Here is an 18493-nt window from a genome sequence, read left to right on the forward strand (position 1 = left end):
TGCAGCGAACGGGCGGCGATGCGGGGCGACCCGCGCTATTCCGCGGCTTCCCGCCGGTCGCCGTCCTGCCCCTCGCGGCCGAGGGCGAGCGGCTCCTTGAAGGTGAGGGTCCGGTAGGGAAAGGGGATCTCGATGCCGGACTCGTCGAGGGCCCGCTTGATGGCGGCGACCACCTGATCGCGCGAGGAGCGGATGTCGAGCGGGGTCGACCCGGTCCACCACGCGACCTCGAAGTCGATCGAGGAGGAGGCGAACGCCTTGGCGAAGACCTGCACGTCGTGGACGTCGTCGCGCACCGAGTCCACCGCCCGGATGGCGTCGGCGATCACCTCGCGCGCGGCGTCCACGTCCTCGCCGTAGGCGACGCCGACGGTGATGGCGGCGCGGCGCAGGTCGCGGTCGGTGCGCACCACGACGGGATTGTGGAAGAGGTCGTGGTTCGGGACCACCACGAGCTGCCCGTCCGTCTGGCGCAGGCGGGTGTCGCGGATGGTGATCCGCTCGATCTGCCCCTCGACCGAGTCGCACTCGACGAAGTCGCCGATCTTGAACGGCTCGCGCAGGAGGATGAGGATCCCGGCGAGGAAGTTCTCGAACGTCTCCTTGAAGGCGAAGCCGATCGCCACCGACCCGAGGCCGAGCGTGGCCAGCGCCGAGCCGGGGGTGATGGACGGAAAGACGATCGTCAGCGCGACGAGGCCGAACACCAGCCAGACCCCCACCGACAGGAGGAGCTGAAGGACCTCGACGAGGTTGGGCCGCAGCCGGCGCCCGAGGCGCGCGATGACGGAGCGCCCGATGGCGACCGCGAGCACCGCAAGCGCGAGGACCACGAGGGCCACGCCGATGCGGGGCAGCGCCTCGACGAGACCGGCCGACCAGCCCTGCAGCTGGACGAGCAGCGTCGCCGCCACGTCGCCGGCGTTGTCCTCCTCCATGGGACGCCTCCCTCCGTCGAATGGCGAACGGGCGCGCGGCGGGCTAGGTTCCGGGGAACCCCGGCGGCGCAGCGCGCTTGGGAAGCATCACCGCGAAGGGCATCCCATGGCAGATCACAGCGAGGCGCTGACCGAGGAAGGCGAGGAGCACGCGCGCGAGGTGCGCGACGAGATGGAGGACCGCTCGATCGAGAACGCGGCGGGCCTCAGCTCCAAGATGATCTACGAGGTGATCCGCCGCTCGGGCGAGGAGGAGCTGGCCCGGCCCATCTCCGGCCTCGTCTGGTCGGGGATCGCGGCGGGGCTCCTCATATCCTTCTCCGTCCTGGGGGAGGCGATCTTCCGCACCTACCTGCCGGCCGCCGAGTGGACCTACCTTCTGGAGAATCTCGGCTACAGCCTGGGGTTCATGCTGGTCATCATGGGCCGGATGCAGCTGTTCACCGAGAACACGATCACCACCGTGCTGCCCTTCATGATCAAGCCCACCTGGGCGGCCGCGCTCGACGTGCTGCGCCTGTGGGCGATCGTTCTGGGGGCCAACCTCGTCGGCGCCTTCATGGCGGCCGCGCTGTTCCATTCGGGCGCCATCGCGCCCGAGCTGCACCCCGCCATCCACGACCTCAGCGTCCACGCGACCCACATGGGCGCGCTCGACGGCTTCCTGCGGGGCGTGCCGGCCGGGATCCTGATCGCGGCGATCGTGTGGATGATGCCGCAGGCGGAGGATGCCAAGTTCTTCATCATCATCGTCTTCACGTGGCTGATCGCGGCGGGGGACTTCACCCACATCGTGGCGGGCAGCGTCGAGATGGGCTATCTGCTGCTCGCAGGCGAGCTCGGCATCGGGCTGGCCGTCTTCGGGTTCTTCCTGCCGGTCCTGATGGGCAACGTGGTGGGCGGGACGGCGGTGTTCAGCGTGATGGCCTGGGGACAGGTCAAGGACGAGATCCGCATGACGGAGGCGCGCCGCGCCCGCGACAGGCGCATGGCGGAGCTGCGCGAGCACTACAGCGCACGGCGGAACGCCAGCAAGTCGGCGCGCGTTGAGCAGCGTCAGGGATCGGTGTCCGGAACGTCTCCGGGCGAGTGACGCGGCTGCGGGCCGCGCCCGCGGGAGAGGGATGATGTTCTACGAGATGATCGGTTTCGCCGCTGACGGACCCGGCCCCGAGCTGGACTGCCTGCCGAGGTTCCGGACCGAGGAGGCCGCTTTCTTCCTCGACTTCGACGGGGTGCTCGTCGACCTCGCCGAGACGCCGGACGGCATCGACGTGCCAGGCCACCTCGGCCCGATGCTGGGCGAGCTGCATGCCAAGGCGGGCGGGGCTGTGGCCATCGCGTCGGGCCGGGCGGTCGCGGACATCCGCCGCTGGCTGCCGGACTTTCCCGGCGTGATCGTCGGCAGCCATGGCGGCGAGATCGACCGCGGGCAGGGCCCTGAGGCGACCGTCTCGCCCGATCCGGGCGTCGTCGCGGCGCTGCAGAAGATGGTCGAGGGGTTCGCCACCTCGAACGAGGCCTACATCGCCGAGCCGAAGCCCACGGGCGTCGTGCTGCACTTCCGCCGCAACCCCGAGTTGAGGGGCGCGGCCTGGAACATGCTGGAGAACGCGCTCTCGCAGTTCGAAGGGTTCCACATTCATCACAGCAAGATGGCCTTCGAGGTCCGCCCGGACGGCGTCGGGAAGGAGAACGCGATCCAGGCCCTCATGGAGGAGGAGCCGTTCGCGGGGCGGCTGCCCGTGGTCTTCGGCGACGACGTGACGGACGAGCCGGCCCTGGCCTGGGCGAAGGAACGGGGCGGGGTCGCGGTGAAGGTGGGCGAGGGCCAGTCGGCCGCCGGCTGCCGGCTGGAGAGCCCGGAGGTCGTGCATAGGGCGCTGGCGCGCCAGATCGCCGGCCGTGCGCAGGAGCCCGCCGGCGCCGCCTGAGGATCGGCCCTGCCCTTCCCGCGCCCGCCCTCTCCCTGCTAACGGAACCCCTCCCATGTCGCGCCTCGTCGTCGTCTCGAACCGCCTTCCGCTGGGGGACAACCCCTCCGGCGGGCTGGTGGTCGCGCTGGAGGAGGCGCTGTCGGGCGGCGGCGTCTGGGTCGGCAACTCGGGCACGCCCGTCGACGCGGTGGAGGAGCGGCTGACCCCGCATCCCGGGGCGGCCTTCGACCGGCTGAGCTTCGACGTCACCCACGAGGAGCACGAGAACTACTATGCGGGGTTCGCCAACTCCGTGCTCTGGCCGCTCTGCCACGGGCGGGTGGACCTGATGCGGATGCGGCCCGACTATCCCAGCGCCTACAGGCGGGTGAACCGGCGGATCGCGCGCCTCATCGCGGGCATCGTCGAGCCGGAGGACCGCATCTGGGTCCACGACTACCACCACCTGCCCCTCGCCTACGAGTTGCGCCAGCTGGGCGTTTCGAACCCGGTCGCCTTCTTCCTCCATATCCCGTTCCCGGGCCCGATGGCCTTCCAGGCGCTGCCCAACAGCGCCGAGACGGCGCGCTGGATCGCGGCCTTCGACCTCTTCGGGCTGCAGTCGATGCGCGACGTCTCCGCCTGCCTCGAGGCGTTCCGCACGGTGCCGGAGGCGTCCATCCTGCTGAACGGGCGGATGGCGCTGCGCGGCGAGGAGGTGCGGGTCGCGTCCTACCCGATCGGCATCGACGTGGAGGAGTTCGCCCGCACCGCGGCCGCCGCGCCGCCGCGGGACACCGAAGGGCGCGCCACGGTGATCGGGGTGGACCGGCTGGACTACTCCAAGGGCCTGCCCCAGCGGTTCCGGGCGTTCGGCACGCTCCTCGACCGGCGGCCGGACCTTCATGGCAAGGTCGAGCTGCTGCAGATCGCGCCGCCCACCCGCGAGGAGGTCGAGGCCTACCGCGAGATCCGCGAGGAGCTGGAGCGCATGACCGGCGCGATCAACGGCGCCCATGCCGACCTCGACTGGACGCCGATCCGCTACATCCACCGGCCCGTGCCGCGCGACCGCCTCGCCGGGCTCTACCGGGCGGCCTATGTGGGGCTGGTCACGCCGCTGGCGGACGGGATGAACCTCGTCGCGAAGGAGTACATGGCCGCGCAGGACCCGAAGGACCCGGGCGTGCTGATCCTGTCGAAGTTCGCCGGCGCGGCCGAGCAGATGCCCGAGGCGCTGATCGTGAACCCTCATGACGGCGAGGACATGGTCCAGGCGATGGTCACCGCGCTCTGGATGCCGCTGGGCGAGCGGCGCGAGCGGCACGGCGCGATCATGAAGGGGATGCGGGCGCGCGACGTGCACTGGTGGCGCCGCGCGATCCTGGCCGATCTCGAGCGCGTCGCCCAGGGCGATGCGCCGAAGGCCGCCTGAGGGCAGAAAGGCTTTCGCATCTGCGACATTTCCCGTTGTGGGGGCACGCGCGATCGGCGCAAGATGGGGCGGCGCGCACGGAGGGGGCTGCATTGAGGACACGGACCGTTCTGGCGGCGCTGGTCGCGCTGCTGCCCGCCTGCGCGGCGGCGTTCGAGGTGGACGTCGTCGTCGATGGGCCCGAGGCGCTGGAGGACGAGGTGCGCGCCGCCTCGCTCGTGGTCGCCGGCCGCGAGGAGGGGATCGAGACGGCGCAGGACCTCGTCGCGGCGGCGCGCGCCGACTACACGCGGATCGTCGGGCGCCTCTATTCCGAGGGGTTCTACGGGCCGGTCGTGTCCATCCAGCTCGACGGGCGGGAGGCCGCGCGCATCGCGCCGCTGGACGCGCCCGCGCGGATCGGACGGGTCGTGATCGCCGTGCGCTCTGGGGCGCAGTTCCGCTTCGGGCAGGCCATCGTCGCCCCCCTCGCCCCCGGCACGGAGCTTCCCGAGGAGTTCGCCCCGGGCGAGCGCGCGCTCACCGGCGCGATCCGCGAGGCCGCGCAGGCCGGCGTCGAGGGGTGGCGCGACACCGGTCGCGCCCTGGCGCGGATCGACGATCAGGAGATCACCGCCCTCCATCCCAGCGCCGTCCTGAACGCCGAGGTGCGCCTGGCCCCCGGGCCGGTGCTGCACTTCGCGCCCCTTCGCATCGAGGGCGCCGAGCGGGTGCGCGAGGACCGGCTGCGCGCCATCGCCGGCCTTCCCGTGGGCGAGGTATTCGATCCCGGCGCCATCGAGCGTGCGGAGGACCGGCTGCGCCGGACGGGCGCGTTCACCGCCGCGCGGATCATCCCGGCGGAGGAGGCCAACCCCGACGGCACGATTGACGCCACCCTCACGGTGGTCGAGCAGCTTCCGCGACGCTTCGGCTTCGGCGCGGAGATCGAATCGGACGACGGCGCCGCGCTGGAGGTGTATTGGCTGCACCGCAACCTCCTCGGCGGGGCGGAGCGGCTGCGCCTCGACTTCGAGGTGAGCGGGATCGACGGCGGCGGCGAGGGGCGCGACTACCGCGCGCAGGTCCTCTTCAACCGTCCCGCGACGTTCAGGCCCGACGTGGACCTGCAGCTCTCGACCGAGCTCGAGCGCCTCGACGAGCCGGCCTTCGAGCAGGAGACCTTCGCCTTCCAGGGCCTTCTGACCCGCTATGCCACCGAGGAGATCACCGTCGCCGCCGGCCTGGGCTACCGCTACGCGCGCACGGACGACGCCTTCGGCACGCGCGAGTTCCAGTTGCTGGAGCTGCCGGTCACCGCGCGCGTCGACCGGCGCGACGACCCGCTCGACCCCACGGGCGGCTACTACGCCGACCTCGACGCGAGGGGCTTCGCGGGGCTGACGGACGGCGACGGCACGGGCCTGCGCGTCGAGGGGGAGGTGCGCGGCTACCGCGCCCTGGGCACGCGGGTCGTGGCCGCCGGGCGGCTGGGCTTCGGCAGCGTCATCGGCGCGGACCGCTCGGAGGTGCCGGCCGACTTCCTGTTCTTCTCGGGCGGCTCGCAGACCGTCCGGGGCCAGCCCTACGAGAGCCTCGGCATCCCGATCATGGGCCGGGAGGCCGGAGGCGCGAGCCGGGTGACCGCGCAGGCCGAGCTGCGGGTGGGCTTCACCGAGCGGATCGGCGGCGTCCTCTTCGCAGATTACGGCATCCTCGGCGAGGAGAGCTTCGGCGGCGAGACGCGCGATCATGCCGGCGCCGGGATCGGGCTGCGGTATCGCACGGGCATCGGCTCGATCCGCCTCGACGTCGGCGCCCCCGTCTCGGGCGACACCGGCGACGGGGTACAGGTCTACATCGGCATAGGGCAGGCTTTCTGATGCGGCGGATGCTTCTTCTGGCGGCGCTCTGCCTGCCGCTCGGCGCCGAGGCGCAGCGCACGGATGCGGAGCGGGAGGACGCCGGCTTCCTGGAGGGGCTGCTGGAGGGCGCGCTGTCGGACGGCACGCGCGACGTGAACGTGATCGGCTTCAGGGGGGCGCTGTCCTCGGAGGCGACGATCGAGCGGATCGAGATCGCCGACCCCGAGGGCGTCTGGGTCACGGTCGAGGGCGTGGTGCTCGACTGGAACCGCTCCGCGCTGCTGCGCGGGACGCTCGACGTCGACGAGCTCTCGGCGGAGAGGGTGGTGCTGGACCGGCTGCCCGTCTCGGACGGGGTGCCCTCGGCCACGAGCGGCACGGGCTTCTCGATCCCCGAGCTTCCCGTCAGCGTCGACGTGGACCGGCTGGCCATCGGGCGCCTCGTCGTGGGCGAGCCCGTCGCCGGCGTGCCCGCCGAGCTGACCGCCGCGGCGAGCGCCGTGCTGAACGACCGGGGGCTGGGGCTGAACCTCGTGGCCGAGCGGCTGGACGCGCCGGCGCGCTTCTCCGTCTCGCTCGACTACGACCGGGAGGCCGAGACGCTGGACGTCGACGTGGAGGCGAGCGAGGGCGAGGACGGCATCGTCGCGGGCCTTCTCGACCTGCCGGGCCGCCCGTCGGTCGAGCTGGACGTCGAGGGCGAGGGAACGCTGGACGACTTCGCCGCGGACATCGCGCTCGACACGGACGGCGAGGAGCGACTGGGCGGACGCGCGACGCTGACCGCCCTGCGGGAGGGCGACGAGGCCGGCGGGCGCCGCTTCGCCCTCGACCTCTCGGGCGACGTGACCCCCCTCTTCGCACCGGCCTACCGGGAGTTCTTCGGCGAGGATCTCGACCTCGAGGTCAGCGGCGTCCGCACGCCGGAGGGGCGGACGGTGATCGACGCGCTCGACCTCTCCTCGGCGGCGCTGCGGATCGAGGGGGAGGCCGCCCTGGCGCCGAGCAACCTGCCCGAGCGGTTCGACCTTCGGATCCTGCTGGGCGACGCGAACGGGCCGACGCGCCTTCCGATCGGCGGGCGCGTGCTGGTGGACGCGGCCGACCTCTCCGCGACGTTCGACGCCTCGACGGGCGACGCGTGGACGCTGCAGGGGCGCCTCGACGGCCTCGACACGACCGAGCTGGACGTGGACGTGCTGACCCTGGACGGGGGCGGCACCATCCAGACGAACGGCAGCAACGCGGTGAGCGCGCGCATCGAGGCGCGGGCCGAGGGCCTGATGGCCCGCGATCCCGCGCTGCAGCGCGCCCTGGGCGACGACGTGGCGGCGGTCCTCGACGCGGACTGGCGGTCCGGCCAGCCGGCGACCGTGCGCCTTCTCGACGTGACGGGCGACGACTACGGCATCGAGGCGGTCGGCGAGCTGCGGACCGAGGGCGGCATCGCACTGGACGGGCGCGCGGGCTTCTACTTCGGCGACCTCGGCCGGCTGTCGGCGCTGGCCGGACAGCCGCTGGAGGGCTCGATCAACGGCCGCCTCGAGGGAGAGGCCGCCCTGGACGGGGCGTTCGACGCGCGCATCACGGGCCTCGGGCAGAACCTCGCCGTGGGGATCGAAGCGGTCGACGCCCTTCTCGGGGGGCGGGCCGAGGTGGTCCTGGATGCCCGGCGCGACGAGGAGGGGACCTTGCTGCGCGAGGCCTCGGTCGAGACCGAGGCGCTCCAGGCCTCCGCCGAGGGGACGGTGGCGCCCGAGCGGGCGAACCTGCAGGTGGCGCTGCGGCTCGACGACCTGGGGCGCGTCGTCCCCGCGCTGGAGGGGCCCGTGACGCTGGACGGGGGCGCGCGGATGGCCGATGGCCGCTGGTCCGTCTCGGGCGAGCTGGACGGCCCCGCCGACACGGAGGCCGTGCTGCTGGCCGTGCTGCCGCCGGACGGGCGGGCGACGGTGGACTTCGACGCGACCGTGGGCGCCCTCGGGGATCTCGTGCCGCAGCTTCCGGGCGAGGCCGCGATCTCGGGGCGGGCGGTGCGCGAGGAGGGCGACTGGACCGCGCGGCTCACCGCGGACGCCCCCGAGGGGATCGGCGCGCGGATCGCGCTGGACGCGCCGCAGGGCGGGCCGCTGAGCGCGAGCTACGCGGCCGAGGTGCCCGAGGTCGGTGCGTTCACAGACCTCGTCGAGGGTCCGGCGGAGCTTTCCGGCGAGGTGACGGTGACCGACGCGGGCACGCGCGCGACTGCCGAGATCGAGGGCCCGGAGGGGCTGCGCGCGAGCCTCGGCGCCCGCGTGGTGGAGGGTCAGCCCACCACCGTGGGATACGAGGCGAGCGTGCCGGACCTCGCGCCCTTCGTGCCGCAGCTTCCGGGACGCGCGGCGGTGACGGGCACGGCCGTCCAGCGGGACGGCGGCTGGCGCACCAACCTGCGGCTCTCCGCCGGGGCGGGCATCACCGCCAGCGGCGACCTCGCCCTGGACGCCGATGGCGGCATCACCGCCGCGCTGGACGGCCGGATCGCTGAGCCGGAGGTCCTGCGCGAGGGCCTGCCCGGCCCCATCGACTTCGACGCCGACCTGCGCCGCGCGCCAGACGGCGCGATCGCCGGCGAGGTCGAGACCACCACGCCGGACGGCGACCGCCTCGCCCTGGAGGGGAGCCTGGCGGCGGACGGCGACGTCGAGGCGGCGTTCGACGGACGGCTGGCCGATCCCGCGTCCTATCTCAACGGGCTGGAGGGCCCGGTCACGGCAAACGGCGTCGCGACGCGCGATGACGGCACCTGGGCCGCCGACTTCGACGCGGCGGCGGGCGACGGATCGACCGTGACGGCCGAAGTCTCGCTGCCGCCCGAGGGCACGGCGGCGGTGGACGTCGAGGCGGACGTCGTCGACCTCGCGCCCTTCCTGCCCGACCTGCCGGGGCCGGCCACGATCGACGCGGCGGGCCTGCGAGACGAGGACGGGATATGGACCATCGACGTCGACGCCTCGGCGGGCGAGGGCACGGCGCTGACGGCGTCGGGCACGGTGGCCGAGGATCTGTCCACGGCGGACCTGGCGGTCGACGCCCGGACCGGGGCCCTCGGCGCCTTCGTGCCCGAGCTGCCCGGCGCGGCCAGCGTCACCGGGCGCATCGCCAAGGACGGCGATGTCTACGATGTGGACGTGGAAGGCACCGCCCCGCGCGAGACGGTCTTCGACGTGGAGGGGCGGATCGCGCCCGACCTCTCGGTGGTGGACGTCGACGTGGACGCGCGCACGCAGGCCATCGGCGCCTTCGTGCCCGAGCTGCCCGGCACCGCCAGCATCGCGGGCCGCGTGACCAAGGACGGGGACGTCTACGACGTGGACGTCGAGGGCACCGCGCCGCGCGGCACCGTCTTCGACGTGGAGGGGCGGATCGCGCCCGACCTCTCGGTGGCCGACCTGCGGCTGGACGCCGAGACCGGCGCGCTGGGGGTCTTCGTCCCCCAGGTCGGCGAGGGCCGCGCCAGCGTTGAGGGCACGGTGGTCCGGCAGGGCGAGCGCGTCGCGGTGAACCTAGAGGGAACCGCCCCGCGCGGCACCGTCTTCGACGTCGAGGGCACGGTCGAGCCGGGGCTGGAGGACTTCGACCTCGACGTGGACGCACGCGGGGGCCTGATCGGCGTCTTCGTGCCCCAGCTGCAGGGCGAGGCGTCCGTCAGCGGCACCATCGGGCGCACCGAGGGCGTGTTCGACCTCGACGTGGACGGCACGGCGCCCGGCGCGACGGCCTTCGACGTCGAGGGGCGCGTCGCGCCGGACCTCTCGGTGGCGGACCTGGACTTCGACGTCTCGACGGGCCTTCTCGGCCGGTTCGTGCCGCAGCTGCAGGGCGGCGCGCGGGCCTCGGGCACAGTGCGCGGCGCGGGCGCGGACCGGTTGGCGGTGGACGTCCAGGCCTTCGGGCCGCGGGGCCTCTCGGCGGATGTGGAGGGGACGCTCTCGCCGGACCTCGAGTTCGCCGATCTCGACGTGGACGCGCGCTTCGGCGACCTGGGGGCGTTCGTGCCGCGGCTCTCCGGGGGGGCCTCGCTGGACGGGCGGATCGGGCGGGACGGCGGGCGCTGGCAGATCGCGGCCGATGTCGGCGCCGCCGGCGTGACGGCGCGGGTCGAGGGCAGCGCGAGCGAGGGGTTCGACGACCTGTCGCTCTCGGCCGCAGGCGAGGCGCCGCTCGAGTTGGCGAACCCGTTCATCCGGCCGCGCCGCGTCCGGGGGCCGGCGCGCTTCGACCTTCGCATCGACGGCCCGCCGGCCCTGTCCTCGCTGACCGGCACCGTCAGCACGGAGGGAGCGCGGCTCGCGCTGCCGCGGCTGCGGCAGGCGATCGAGGGCATCTCGGGCACCGTGACCCTGTCGGACGGGACTGCGCGGATCAACCTCGCGGGGGCGCCGGCTTCGGGCGGGACGATCCGGGTCGAGGGCCCGATCGCGCTGCAGCCGCCGTTCCGGGCGGACCTGACCGTGGTCGCCGATGCGCTGTCGGTGCGCGACCCCCTGCTCTACGAGACGACCGTCTCCGGCCAGATCAACGTTTCGGGACCCCTCACGGGCGGCGGCGGCGCGATCACCGGCCGCCTTGCCCTCGGCGAGACGGAGATCCGCATCCCCTCCACCGGCTTCGGCGGAACCGGGGCGATCCCGGCGATCCGGCACGTCGACGACACCGCGGCGGTCGAGCTGACGCGCCGGCGCGCCCGCATCGAGGAGCCGCCTGCGACGGTGGGCCGCGACGGGACCCGCTCGCGCAACGCGTTCGCGCTGGACCTCCTGATCGACGCCGAGCGGCGCATCTTCGTGCGCGGGCGCGGCCTCGACGCGGAGCTGGGCGGCTCGATCCGGCTGACGGGCACCACGCGCGAGGTCATCCCCGTCGGCCAGTTCGAGCTGATCCGCGGACGCCTCGACCTTCTGGGGCGGCGGCTGACCCTCGACGAGGGATCCATCCAGCTGGAGGGGGACTTCGTTCCCATAGTCCGGCTGGTGGCCCGGACGGATGTCGACGACGGCACGATCAGCATCATCGTCGAGGGCGACCTGACGGAGCCGGACATCACCTTCGAATCGTCCTCGGGGCTTCCGGAGGACGAGGTGATCTCGCAACTCCTCTTCGGGCGGGGCCTCGACAACCTCAGCCCGCTGCAGGCAGCGAGGCTGGCGAACGCGGTGGCGCAGCTGACGGGCCGGGGCGGGATCGGCTTCATCGACGACCTGCGCGAGGGGGCCGGGCTGGACGACCTCGACATCACCACGGACGAGGACGGCGACGTCGGCGTGCGCGCGGGCCGCTACATCAGCGAGAACATCTACACGGACGTCACCGTCGGCGGCGATGGCGAGGCCGAGGTCACCATCAACATCGACCTGACCGACGACCTGACCGTCAAGGGCAGCGTGGACAACGAGGGCGGCACCGGCATCGGAATCTTCTTCGAGCGGGACTACTAGTCGACGGGATCGCCCGGGCGGGTACTGGGCGCGTCGGCGGCCAGCGTGGACTTGGGGCGGTCCGAGTCGCGCCGCTTCTCGACGTGCCGCTTGGACAGGCGCGTCAAGAAGAGGACGATGAGGAGCGTCCCGAAGACGAGGACGGTGGCGATGATGCCGACGTCGTTCCAGGCGGTATCCATGGGGCTGCTCCTTCGTGCGAGCTGCGTGCAAGGGAGGGAACGCGCGGGCGGGGCTGGCGTTCCGCCTAGCGACACCGCATGGGGGACATCGGCATGCTGACGGGGCTTCGGGCGCTTCTGGCGCAGGACGTGATGACGCTCGACGGCGCCTACGAGGTCGAGGAGGGCTGGCTCGACCCCCGCAGGGCGCGCCTCGTCTACGTCGAGGTGGGCACCGGCGGCTTCCTGTCGCGCGGCCGGGCGCTGATCCACGCCAGCCGCGTCACCCCAGGCACCCCGCCGCGCGCGGACGTCGATGCCGCGATGATCGAGGCCGCCGAGACCGAGCCCGAGGAGGGGTTCCTCCTCGATCCGGCGGCGATGCCGGCGATCCTGACGGGACCGTTCGGCAACACGATTTCGCCTCTCCTGATCGCGGCGGGGCTGCGCAGCGAGGCCGTGGAGGAGCAGGCCCCCCATCCCGACGCGCCCGGCTCCGAGGCCCCGCACGATCCCCGCGAGACGCTGGAACGGGCGTCGGAATGGCTGGGCGCGGAGGTGTTCGGGCGCGACGGCGAGCTGGGTCGCGTCGACGACGTCCTGCTCGCGCAGGCGGACTGGACGGCGGCGCATCTCATCGTGCAGACGCCGGCCGATCGCCATGCCGTGCCCTGGTCGGCCGTCCGCCGCCGCGCGCCGGGCGGGCACGTGGTCATCGCCGGGGGCACGGCGGAACTCTCGGGCTCGCCGGACGTGCCGGTGCCGGGCGACTTCACCGAAGGCGACGCGGCGGCGATCCTACGGCACTGGAACGCGCCTTCGGACCCGATGTCGCCCTAGACCATCTCCTCGGGCACGCCGGGGACGGGCCGTCCGAACCGCTCCGCGGGCGTGACGGGATGGGGTAGCAGGAACCCCTGCCGCTCGGCCGGAGGAAGCGACGCGTTGCGGTTGGCGAGCGCCGTCCAGGCCGCCGCGGCGGTGGACGGGTCCAGGCACTCGGCCGGGGGATCGTCCGGCAGCCAGTGCCGCATGCACCGCTCCCGCAGGTGGCGAACGTCGGCGGGGTCGCGGAATGCGACGCCGGTCTCGGTGTCCCAGCGCATGGAGCGCCCGTTCAGGTTGGCCGACGACACGCTCGCCGCCGCGTCCCCGAAGATGGACACCTTGGCATGGACGTAGATGATGGGCGCGCCGAAGAGCGCGTCGCGCCCGTCCGCCTGCCCGGCCGCCATGGGGCGGGCGGGGCTGCCGACGAAGAGGCGGCTTCCGAAGGCACGCCGGACGCGGCGGACGCAACGCGCCTGAAGGTGCTCGCCGTAGCGCATGTCGAGCTTTCGGCGGTCCTGGAAGGCGACCTCCTCGGGGGCGGCGGGCAGGATCAGGATGCAGGTGAGACCGGGATCGCGCCTGGCCGCCTCGACGAGGGCGCGGGCGATGGCCCGGTCGCGTAGGAACTGCGTCTCGAGGTAGATCAGGCCGCGCGCGCGCCCGATCTCGCGGGCGTGAAGGTCGGCGATCTCGGAGACGACGGGTTCGGGGGACATGGATAGGCCCTGCACCCGCCGCTTGCGCGACAGGGTCCGCAGGAGGTGCCGGCACGGCATCACGGGCGCGCGGCGGGCGCATTCGTCGAGGAAGCGCTGGAGGTGGTCGTCCGCCTCCGCCGCGGCAGGCCCGTGCACCACGGCCTGGACGTCGTGCCACGTGTCCGGTCCCGGCCGGTCGTGCGACCAAGTGTCGAAGCGCCGCTCGTCGAGGTCCAGCCCGCCGATGTAGAGCGTCTCGCGGTCGAACACCGCCATCTTCTGATGATGCGTCGCCGGCACCAGGGGCGGGATCGGCCAGCGGCGCGGCGCCAGCGCGTCCTTCGCCGACGCCAACCAGGGCGCGAGGCCCGGCATCTCCGAGAGCGCGCGGTCGAGCTGCCGCTCGCCAAGGGCCGCCAGATCGCGGGCGCGTTCGTGCAGCTCGCCGAGGATGCGGCGGTAGAGGAAGGCGCGGGGGCCGGCGGCGACGCGGGCGGGGTGGAGCGCGGCCGACACGTCGAGCCGCCCCGCCACGTCGCCAGCCGAAGCACGCGCGACCTCCTCGGCGGCGAGGAGGATGCGGATCGACCGCCATGTCAGCCGGTGGGTAGGCGAGGCGACGACGGGGTCGAAGTCCGCCAGGACGAGGTCCACGTCCACCCCGCGTGCGAGCGTGTGCACGAGAAGGTCGAACCAGTCCCGCCCCACCGCCAGCCCTTCGGCGGAGTAGAGCGGCGTCCTAGGGTCGAAGATCCGAAAGCCCATGCGGACGTTCCTGCGGGCGCCGAGGAAGAGCCGCTCGAACGCGGGGAACCCTTCCTCGGCGGTGACGAGGAAGGCCGGGGCGCCGGGCGCGCGGGCGGGCGGGGGCCGCGGGCGGCGCGGCGGCCCGGCGCCGGGCGCTCCGCCTCCGCCGGACGCGGGCAGGCCGAGCTTCCTCACTGGGCCGCGAAGGTGGCCGCGCGGGCGGAGGCCTGCTCCTCGGCGTCGAGCCGGTCGCCCTCGTCGACGAACGCCCGCTCGCGGAACGACAGGCGGACGCCGTAGCGGCCGTCCCTCTCGCCGTCCTCGAGCCTCGCGTCGAGCTGGGCCGCGAAGGCGGCGAGCAGGCGCCGCCCCAGCCCGCTGGACCGCGACCTGCCCTCCACCGGCGTGACGCCGCCCTCGCCGAGCGTGTTGGCGATGACGAGGTCCACCGCGCCGTCCCCGGACGTCTCGAGGGAGACGGATATGACCGGGTGCCCCCCGCCGGCGGGGGCCCCGAGATACTTCAAGGCGTTGGTCATCGCCTCGGTCACGAACATGCAGAGCGGAACGGCCTGGTCGGGGTAGAGGTCGACCGGGTCGATCCGCTTCTCGATCAGGGGGCTCTCCTCGCCTTCCGATCCTATGTCGGCCATGTGGTCGACGATCTCGGAGATGACCTCCCCCGCCTCGAGGCGGCGAACGTCCGTGGTCTGGTAGAGGTTCCGGTGGATCGCCGCGAGGCCGAGCACCCGGTCCTGCACCCGCCGCAGCACGAGGCGCGCCTCCGGCGAGGACAGCTCGCGCATCTGCATGTTGATGATCGACGATATGAGCTGGAGGTTGTTCTTCACCCGGTGGTGCACCTCCTTGAGGAGGACGCGCTGCTGGTGGAGGGCGTTCTCGACCTCGGCCTCGTCGCGCACGATCTGCCGGGTCATGGTGGTGAAGTCGTCCTCCATCTCCGCGATCTCCAGCGGAAGGCCGGCGACCGCGCCCTCCTTGGGCAGCAGGCGGCTATCGGCGAACTCGCGCATGCGGCGGTTGAGGCCGCGAAGATGCCGGATCACCAGCCAGTCGATCGCGAAGTAGCTGACGAGGACGCTCGCCGCCCACATGAGGCCCGGAAGAAGCCAGGAAGGCAGAAGGTAGCCCCCCGCGAGGATGCCGGCGCTGCGGTCCGGGAAGCTGGCGAGCGCGAAGAGCCGGTCCTCGGCGAAGGGGACGATGGCGAAGGCGCGCCGCTCGCCAAGGCCGTCCCGGGCGGTGAAGACGCCCGGCCGGTCGCGCACGAGCTCGGAGAGGACCATGCTCGCGGGCAGGCGGTCCTCGACGCTGATGCCGCCCTCGAAGCCGCCCGCCCCGACGACCGCCCCGGACCGGGTGAAGATCACGATGTCCATCCCGGCCACGACGGGGATGTCGGGTCGCACGTTCACCGTCGGCACCGAGAGCGACACGTAGCCCAGGAGCGTGCCGGCGGCGTCGAAGGAAGGGTACGAGATGACGATCACGGAGGTGCGCGACAGCGGCGCCTCCTCGTTGACGATGACCATGGGCTCGGGGTTCGACAGCATCAGCTCGTGATCGTCCCAACCGCTGAAGTCGAATTCCCTCCCGGAGGAGGAGCAGGTCATCACGCCCGACGAGGGGATGAAGCCCGCGAAGCTGTAGATCGAGCCCTCCTCCACGAACGCCGCCATCCGGCGGCGGCATGCCTCCGGATCGCCGGCGATGGTCGGCACGACGGTGGCCAGCGCCCTGGCCGAGCCGAGCGCGCGCTGCGTCAGCACGCGGTCGGCGGTGACCGACTGCTCGGTCAGGGCGAGGAGCGTCAGCTCCGCCCGGGCCTGCTCGATCTCGGCGGATTGGCGGGTCTGCAGGACGGAGAGGACGCCGATCGGCAGCAGGGCGATGGTCAGCAGCACGGCCAGCCGGACGCCGATCCGCTGGGCGAACCGGGCCGGACCGGTCACGGGATCCATCAGAAGGAGCCCTGGCCGCCCTGTGCGATGACCGCCATGGTGGCGTTGTCCGTCATCGTCAGCTCCTCGCCGTCCTCGAGCTGCAGGAGCTCGGCCAGCTTGCCGCGGCCGCGGTTCGCGCGGCTCTTGATGGTGCCGATGGCGCAACCGCACATCGCGGCCGCCTCCTCGTAGGAGAAGCCCTGCGCGCCCACGAGGATCAGTGCCTCGCGCTGCTCGTCGGGAAGTTGCTCGAACGCCTTCTTGAAATCGGTCATCTGCAGGCGACCGTCATGGGCGGGCTTCTCGGAGAGCGACGCCGTGAACACCCCGTCCACGTCAGCGACCTCGCGCTTGGCCTTGCGCCGGTTCGAGTAGAACGTGTTGCGCAGGATCGTGAACAGCCAGGCGCGCATGTTGGTGCCGGCTTGGAACTTCTCGATGTTGGTCCACGCCTTCACGATCGTGTCCTGCACGAGGTCGTCGGCCGCGGCCCCGTTGCGGGTCAGCGACAGGGCGAAGGCCCGGAGGGCCGGGAGGTGATCGACGAGCTCGTCTCGCGGGTCGGGATGATCGCTCATTGCGCGTCCTCCGACTGGTCGACCTCGCGTGCCTTCAACTGCGCGATCAGGTCGCGGAAGCGGTCGGGAACGCCCTCCCGCGCGACCTCGCCATAGACGCGCTTGAGGTTCTCGTCGATCTGCGCGGCCACATGGGGCCGCGGCTCGCTGTCATTCTGTTCGGTCAAAGGGGCCTGTCCCGCTCGGATGATCCGAGAGATTTTGCTGCTGTCCAGGGAACGGAACCTGCGGGGCGGCGTTCGGTTCCCTGATGGACAGGAAACGAAGGTTCAACCGCAGATGGACGATCAGAATGCCGCGCCCGACATCGCGACGACGGTGGCGGGGCAACTTCCCTATCTGCGGCGATACGCGCGTGCCCTGACGGGCAGCCAGCCCTCCGGGGATCGCTACGCGGAGGCGACCCTCATGGCGATCCTGGAGGATCGGAGCGTGTTCGATCGTGCGCTCGAGCCGCGCACGGCCCTCTTCAAGGTGTTCAACTCGATCTGGATCTCCTCGGGCGCGCCGGTAGACGAGGATGGCGGCGAGGGTGGGCTGTCCGGACGCGCCCAGGCCCATATGCAGAACCTCACGCCGAACTCGCGCGAGGCGCTGCTGCTCCACACAGTGGAGGAGTTCGGGTTCGACCAGATCTCGTCGATCATGGACATTCCCCAGGAGGACGCCGAAGCCTACGTCCGGACCGCCCAGCGCGAGATGCAGGACGCCGTCGCCGGCAAGGTCCTCGTCATCGAGGACGAGGCGATCATCGCGATGGACATCCAGTCCATCGTCTCGGAGATGGGGCACAAGATCACCGGGGTCGCGCGCACGCGCGACGGCGCCGTGGACCTCGGCAACAAGGAGAGGCCCGACCTCATCCTCGCGGACATCCAGCTCGCTGACAACTCGTCGGGGATCGATGCGGTCAACGACCTGATCGGCACGCTCGGCGAGGTGCCCGTGATCTTCATCACCGCCTTCCCCGAGCGCCTGCTCACCGGCGATCGTCCCGAGCCGGCGTTCCTGATCTCGAAGCCCTACACCGAGGATCAGGTCCGCTCGGCAGTGAGCCAGGCGCTGTTCTTCGCCTCTACCGAGACGCTTCACGCCTGAGGCGCGGCGGCCGGGCCGCGCTTGCCCCGCCAGCGCAGCGAGGCCCGGTTCATCGCCCAGAGGTCGGACCGCCCCGCCAGCGCCCCCTCGCCCAGCGACACCGCCCGGGCGAGCACCTCGCCTGGGGCGTGCCGATAGGCCGGCCGGCCCGCGATCGCGTCGTACCACCGGCCGCCGACCGCGTTGTCGAGAAGGATGCGCTGGAAGCAGTGGTCGAGACGTACCGGCCACCCCCGCGCGTGCGCGGCGGCCGGAAGCCGCTGCCGGGTCAGGGTCAACCACCGATCCTCGAGCGCGGCGCGGGCGGAGGGTTCCATGCCGGCGCAACGACCTCGGGCAACGCCCGTTCCCTCACCCCCCCCTCTCTCAGCCGCCCGACGCCCGCGCCGGGAGGAGCGCGTCGAGAAGCGCGCCCTCCGAGAAGGGGGACGGGACGAAGACCCATCCTTCGGATCGCTCCAGCGCGTGATCGCCGCCGCCGTCCAGCACCACGATGCGAGCGCCGCTCCTCCGCGCCGCCTCGGCGATGCCGCTCCTTCGAAGGGCGGCGATGGGCCAGGAGGTCAGGAGAACGTCGAACTCGAGGTCGTGGACGTCCGGCGGGGCGCCGACGACCGCATGGGGGGCGGACACGGCGACGCCGGGCGCCGCCACCGCGAGCAGCTCGGCGACGTCGTCGGCGACGATGACGTCCTCGACGAGCACGAGGAAGGTGGCCTTGGGCGCAGCGTCCATCGGGATCCCCTCGAAGACTGCGGTGTGCCGGAGGGATATGGAACCCCCAATAGGAGGAAGCATTAAACTCC

The 18493-nt window shown here is 72.6% G+C and carries 15 protein-coding genes; 7 read left to right on the forward strand and 8 right to left on the reverse strand.

Going from position 1 to position 18493, the window contains the following annotated elements; all coding sequences use genetic code 11:
* Positions 1–35: 35 nt before the first annotated feature.
* Positions 36–938: a mechanosensitive ion channel family protein gene (locus BCF33_RS08610; protein WP_211292373.1), complete on the reverse strand. Its 903-nt coding sequence runs from the start codon at positions 936–938 to the stop codon at positions 36–38.
* 106 nt (positions 939–1044) lie between these two features.
* On the opposite strand from BCF33_RS08610, the gene BCF33_RS08615 reads away from it, so the two are divergent.
* From BCF33_RS08615 to BCF33_RS08635, 5 genes are all read left to right on the forward strand, one after another.
* Positions 1045–2031: a formate/nitrite transporter family protein gene (locus tag BCF33_RS08615; protein ID WP_106160545.1), complete on the forward strand. Its 987-nt coding sequence runs from the start codon at positions 1045–1047 to the stop codon at positions 2029–2031.
* A gap of 34 nt (positions 2032–2065) precedes the next feature.
* The gene (otsB, locus tag BCF33_RS08620; RefSeq protein WP_158259392.1) at positions 2066–2872 is read left to right on the forward strand and encodes a trehalose-phosphatase; all 807 of its coding nucleotides are present in this window, start codon (positions 2066–2068) and stop codon (positions 2870–2872) included.
* Between the two features lie 55 nt (positions 2873–2927).
* The gene (locus BCF33_RS08625; protein WP_106160547.1) at positions 2928–4289 is read left to right on the forward strand and encodes an alpha,alpha-trehalose-phosphate synthase (UDP-forming); all 1362 of its coding nucleotides are present in this window, start codon (positions 2928–2930) and stop codon (positions 4287–4289) included.
* Positions 4290–4381: 92 nt separating this feature from the next.
* Positions 4382–6151 carry an autotransporter assembly complex protein TamA gene (locus BCF33_RS08630; RefSeq protein ID WP_106160548.1) on the forward strand — a complete coding sequence of 590 codons (1770 nt, stop codon included), beginning with the start codon at positions 4382–4384 and terminating at the stop codon, positions 6149–6151.
* Positions 6151–11610: a translocation/assembly module TamB domain-containing protein gene (locus BCF33_RS08635; protein ID WP_106160549.1), complete on the forward strand. Its 5460-nt coding sequence runs from the start codon at positions 6151–6153 to the stop codon at positions 11608–11610. Before BCF33_RS08630 ends, BCF33_RS08635 begins: the two co-directional genes overlap by 1 nt.
* Here the strand turns inward: BCF33_RS08635 and BCF33_RS08640 are convergent.
* Positions 11607–11792, reverse strand: coding sequence for a hypothetical protein (locus tag BCF33_RS08640; protein ID WP_106160550.1), 186 nt, complete (start codon positions 11790–11792; stop codon positions 11607–11609). The genes BCF33_RS08635 and BCF33_RS08640 overlap by 4 nt on opposite strands.
* Positions 11793–11870: 78 nt before the next feature.
* Here BCF33_RS08640 and BCF33_RS08645 point away from each other — a divergent pair, with 78 nt between their 5' ends.
* Entirely contained in the window at positions 11871–12611 is a 741-nt protein-coding gene (locus BCF33_RS08645; RefSeq protein WP_106160551.1) for a PRC-barrel domain-containing protein, read from the forward strand.
* Here BCF33_RS08645 and BCF33_RS08650 read toward each other — a convergent pair.
* Genes BCF33_RS08650 through BCF33_RS14055 form a run of 4 tightly spaced genes read right to left on the reverse strand, consistent with a single transcriptional unit; the run spans position 12608 to position 16756 of the window.
* On the reverse strand, positions 12608–14242 hold the full coding sequence (locus tag BCF33_RS08650) for a phospholipase D family protein (protein ID WP_106160552.1): 1635 nt from the start codon (positions 14240–14242) through the stop codon (positions 12608–12610). The two genes, BCF33_RS08645 and BCF33_RS08650, sit on opposite strands and share 4 nt — an antisense overlap.
* Entirely contained in the window at positions 14239–16029 is a 1791-nt protein-coding gene (locus tag BCF33_RS08655) for a sensor histidine kinase (RefSeq protein ID WP_106160553.1), read from the reverse strand. The genes BCF33_RS08650 and BCF33_RS08655 overlap by 4 nt, the downstream gene beginning before the upstream one ends.
* Positions 16029–16589, reverse strand: a complete 561-nt coding sequence (locus BCF33_RS08660) for an RNA polymerase sigma factor (protein WP_106160554.1) — start codon at positions 16587–16589, stop codon at positions 16029–16031. The genes BCF33_RS08655 and BCF33_RS08660 overlap by 1 nt, the downstream gene beginning before the upstream one ends.
* Positions 16586–16756 (reverse strand): NepR family anti-sigma factor, encoded by a 171-nt coding sequence (locus tag BCF33_RS14055; RefSeq protein WP_245883786.1) that lies wholly within the window; start codon positions 16754–16756, stop codon positions 16586–16588. The genes BCF33_RS08660 and BCF33_RS14055 overlap by 4 nt, the downstream gene beginning before the upstream one ends.
* 112 nt (positions 16757–16868) lie before the next feature.
* On the opposite strand from BCF33_RS14055, the gene BCF33_RS08665 reads away from it, so the two are divergent.
* A complete protein-coding gene (locus BCF33_RS08665) occupies positions 16869–17687 on the forward strand; it encodes a response regulator (protein ID WP_106160555.1) in 819 nt (272 codons plus the stop codon).
* On the opposite strand, the gene BCF33_RS08670 is transcribed toward BCF33_RS08665, so the two are convergent.
* On the reverse strand, positions 17678–18004 hold the full coding sequence (locus BCF33_RS08670) for a GCN5-related N-acetyltransferase (protein WP_106160556.1): 327 nt from the start codon (positions 18002–18004) through the stop codon (positions 17678–17680). The genes BCF33_RS08665 and BCF33_RS08670 overlap by 10 nt on opposite strands.
* A 49-nt stretch (positions 18005–18053) precedes the next feature.
* Positions 18054–18422: a hypothetical protein gene (locus BCF33_RS08675; protein ID WP_106160557.1), complete on the reverse strand. Its 369-nt coding sequence runs from the start codon at positions 18420–18422 to the stop codon at positions 18054–18056.
* Positions 18423–18493: the final 71 nt, after the last annotated feature.

This window comes from Hasllibacter halocynthiae, from assembly GCF_003003095.1.
Taxonomy (GTDB): domain Bacteria; phylum Pseudomonadota; class Alphaproteobacteria; order Rhodobacterales; family Rhodobacteraceae; genus Hasllibacter; species Hasllibacter halocynthiae.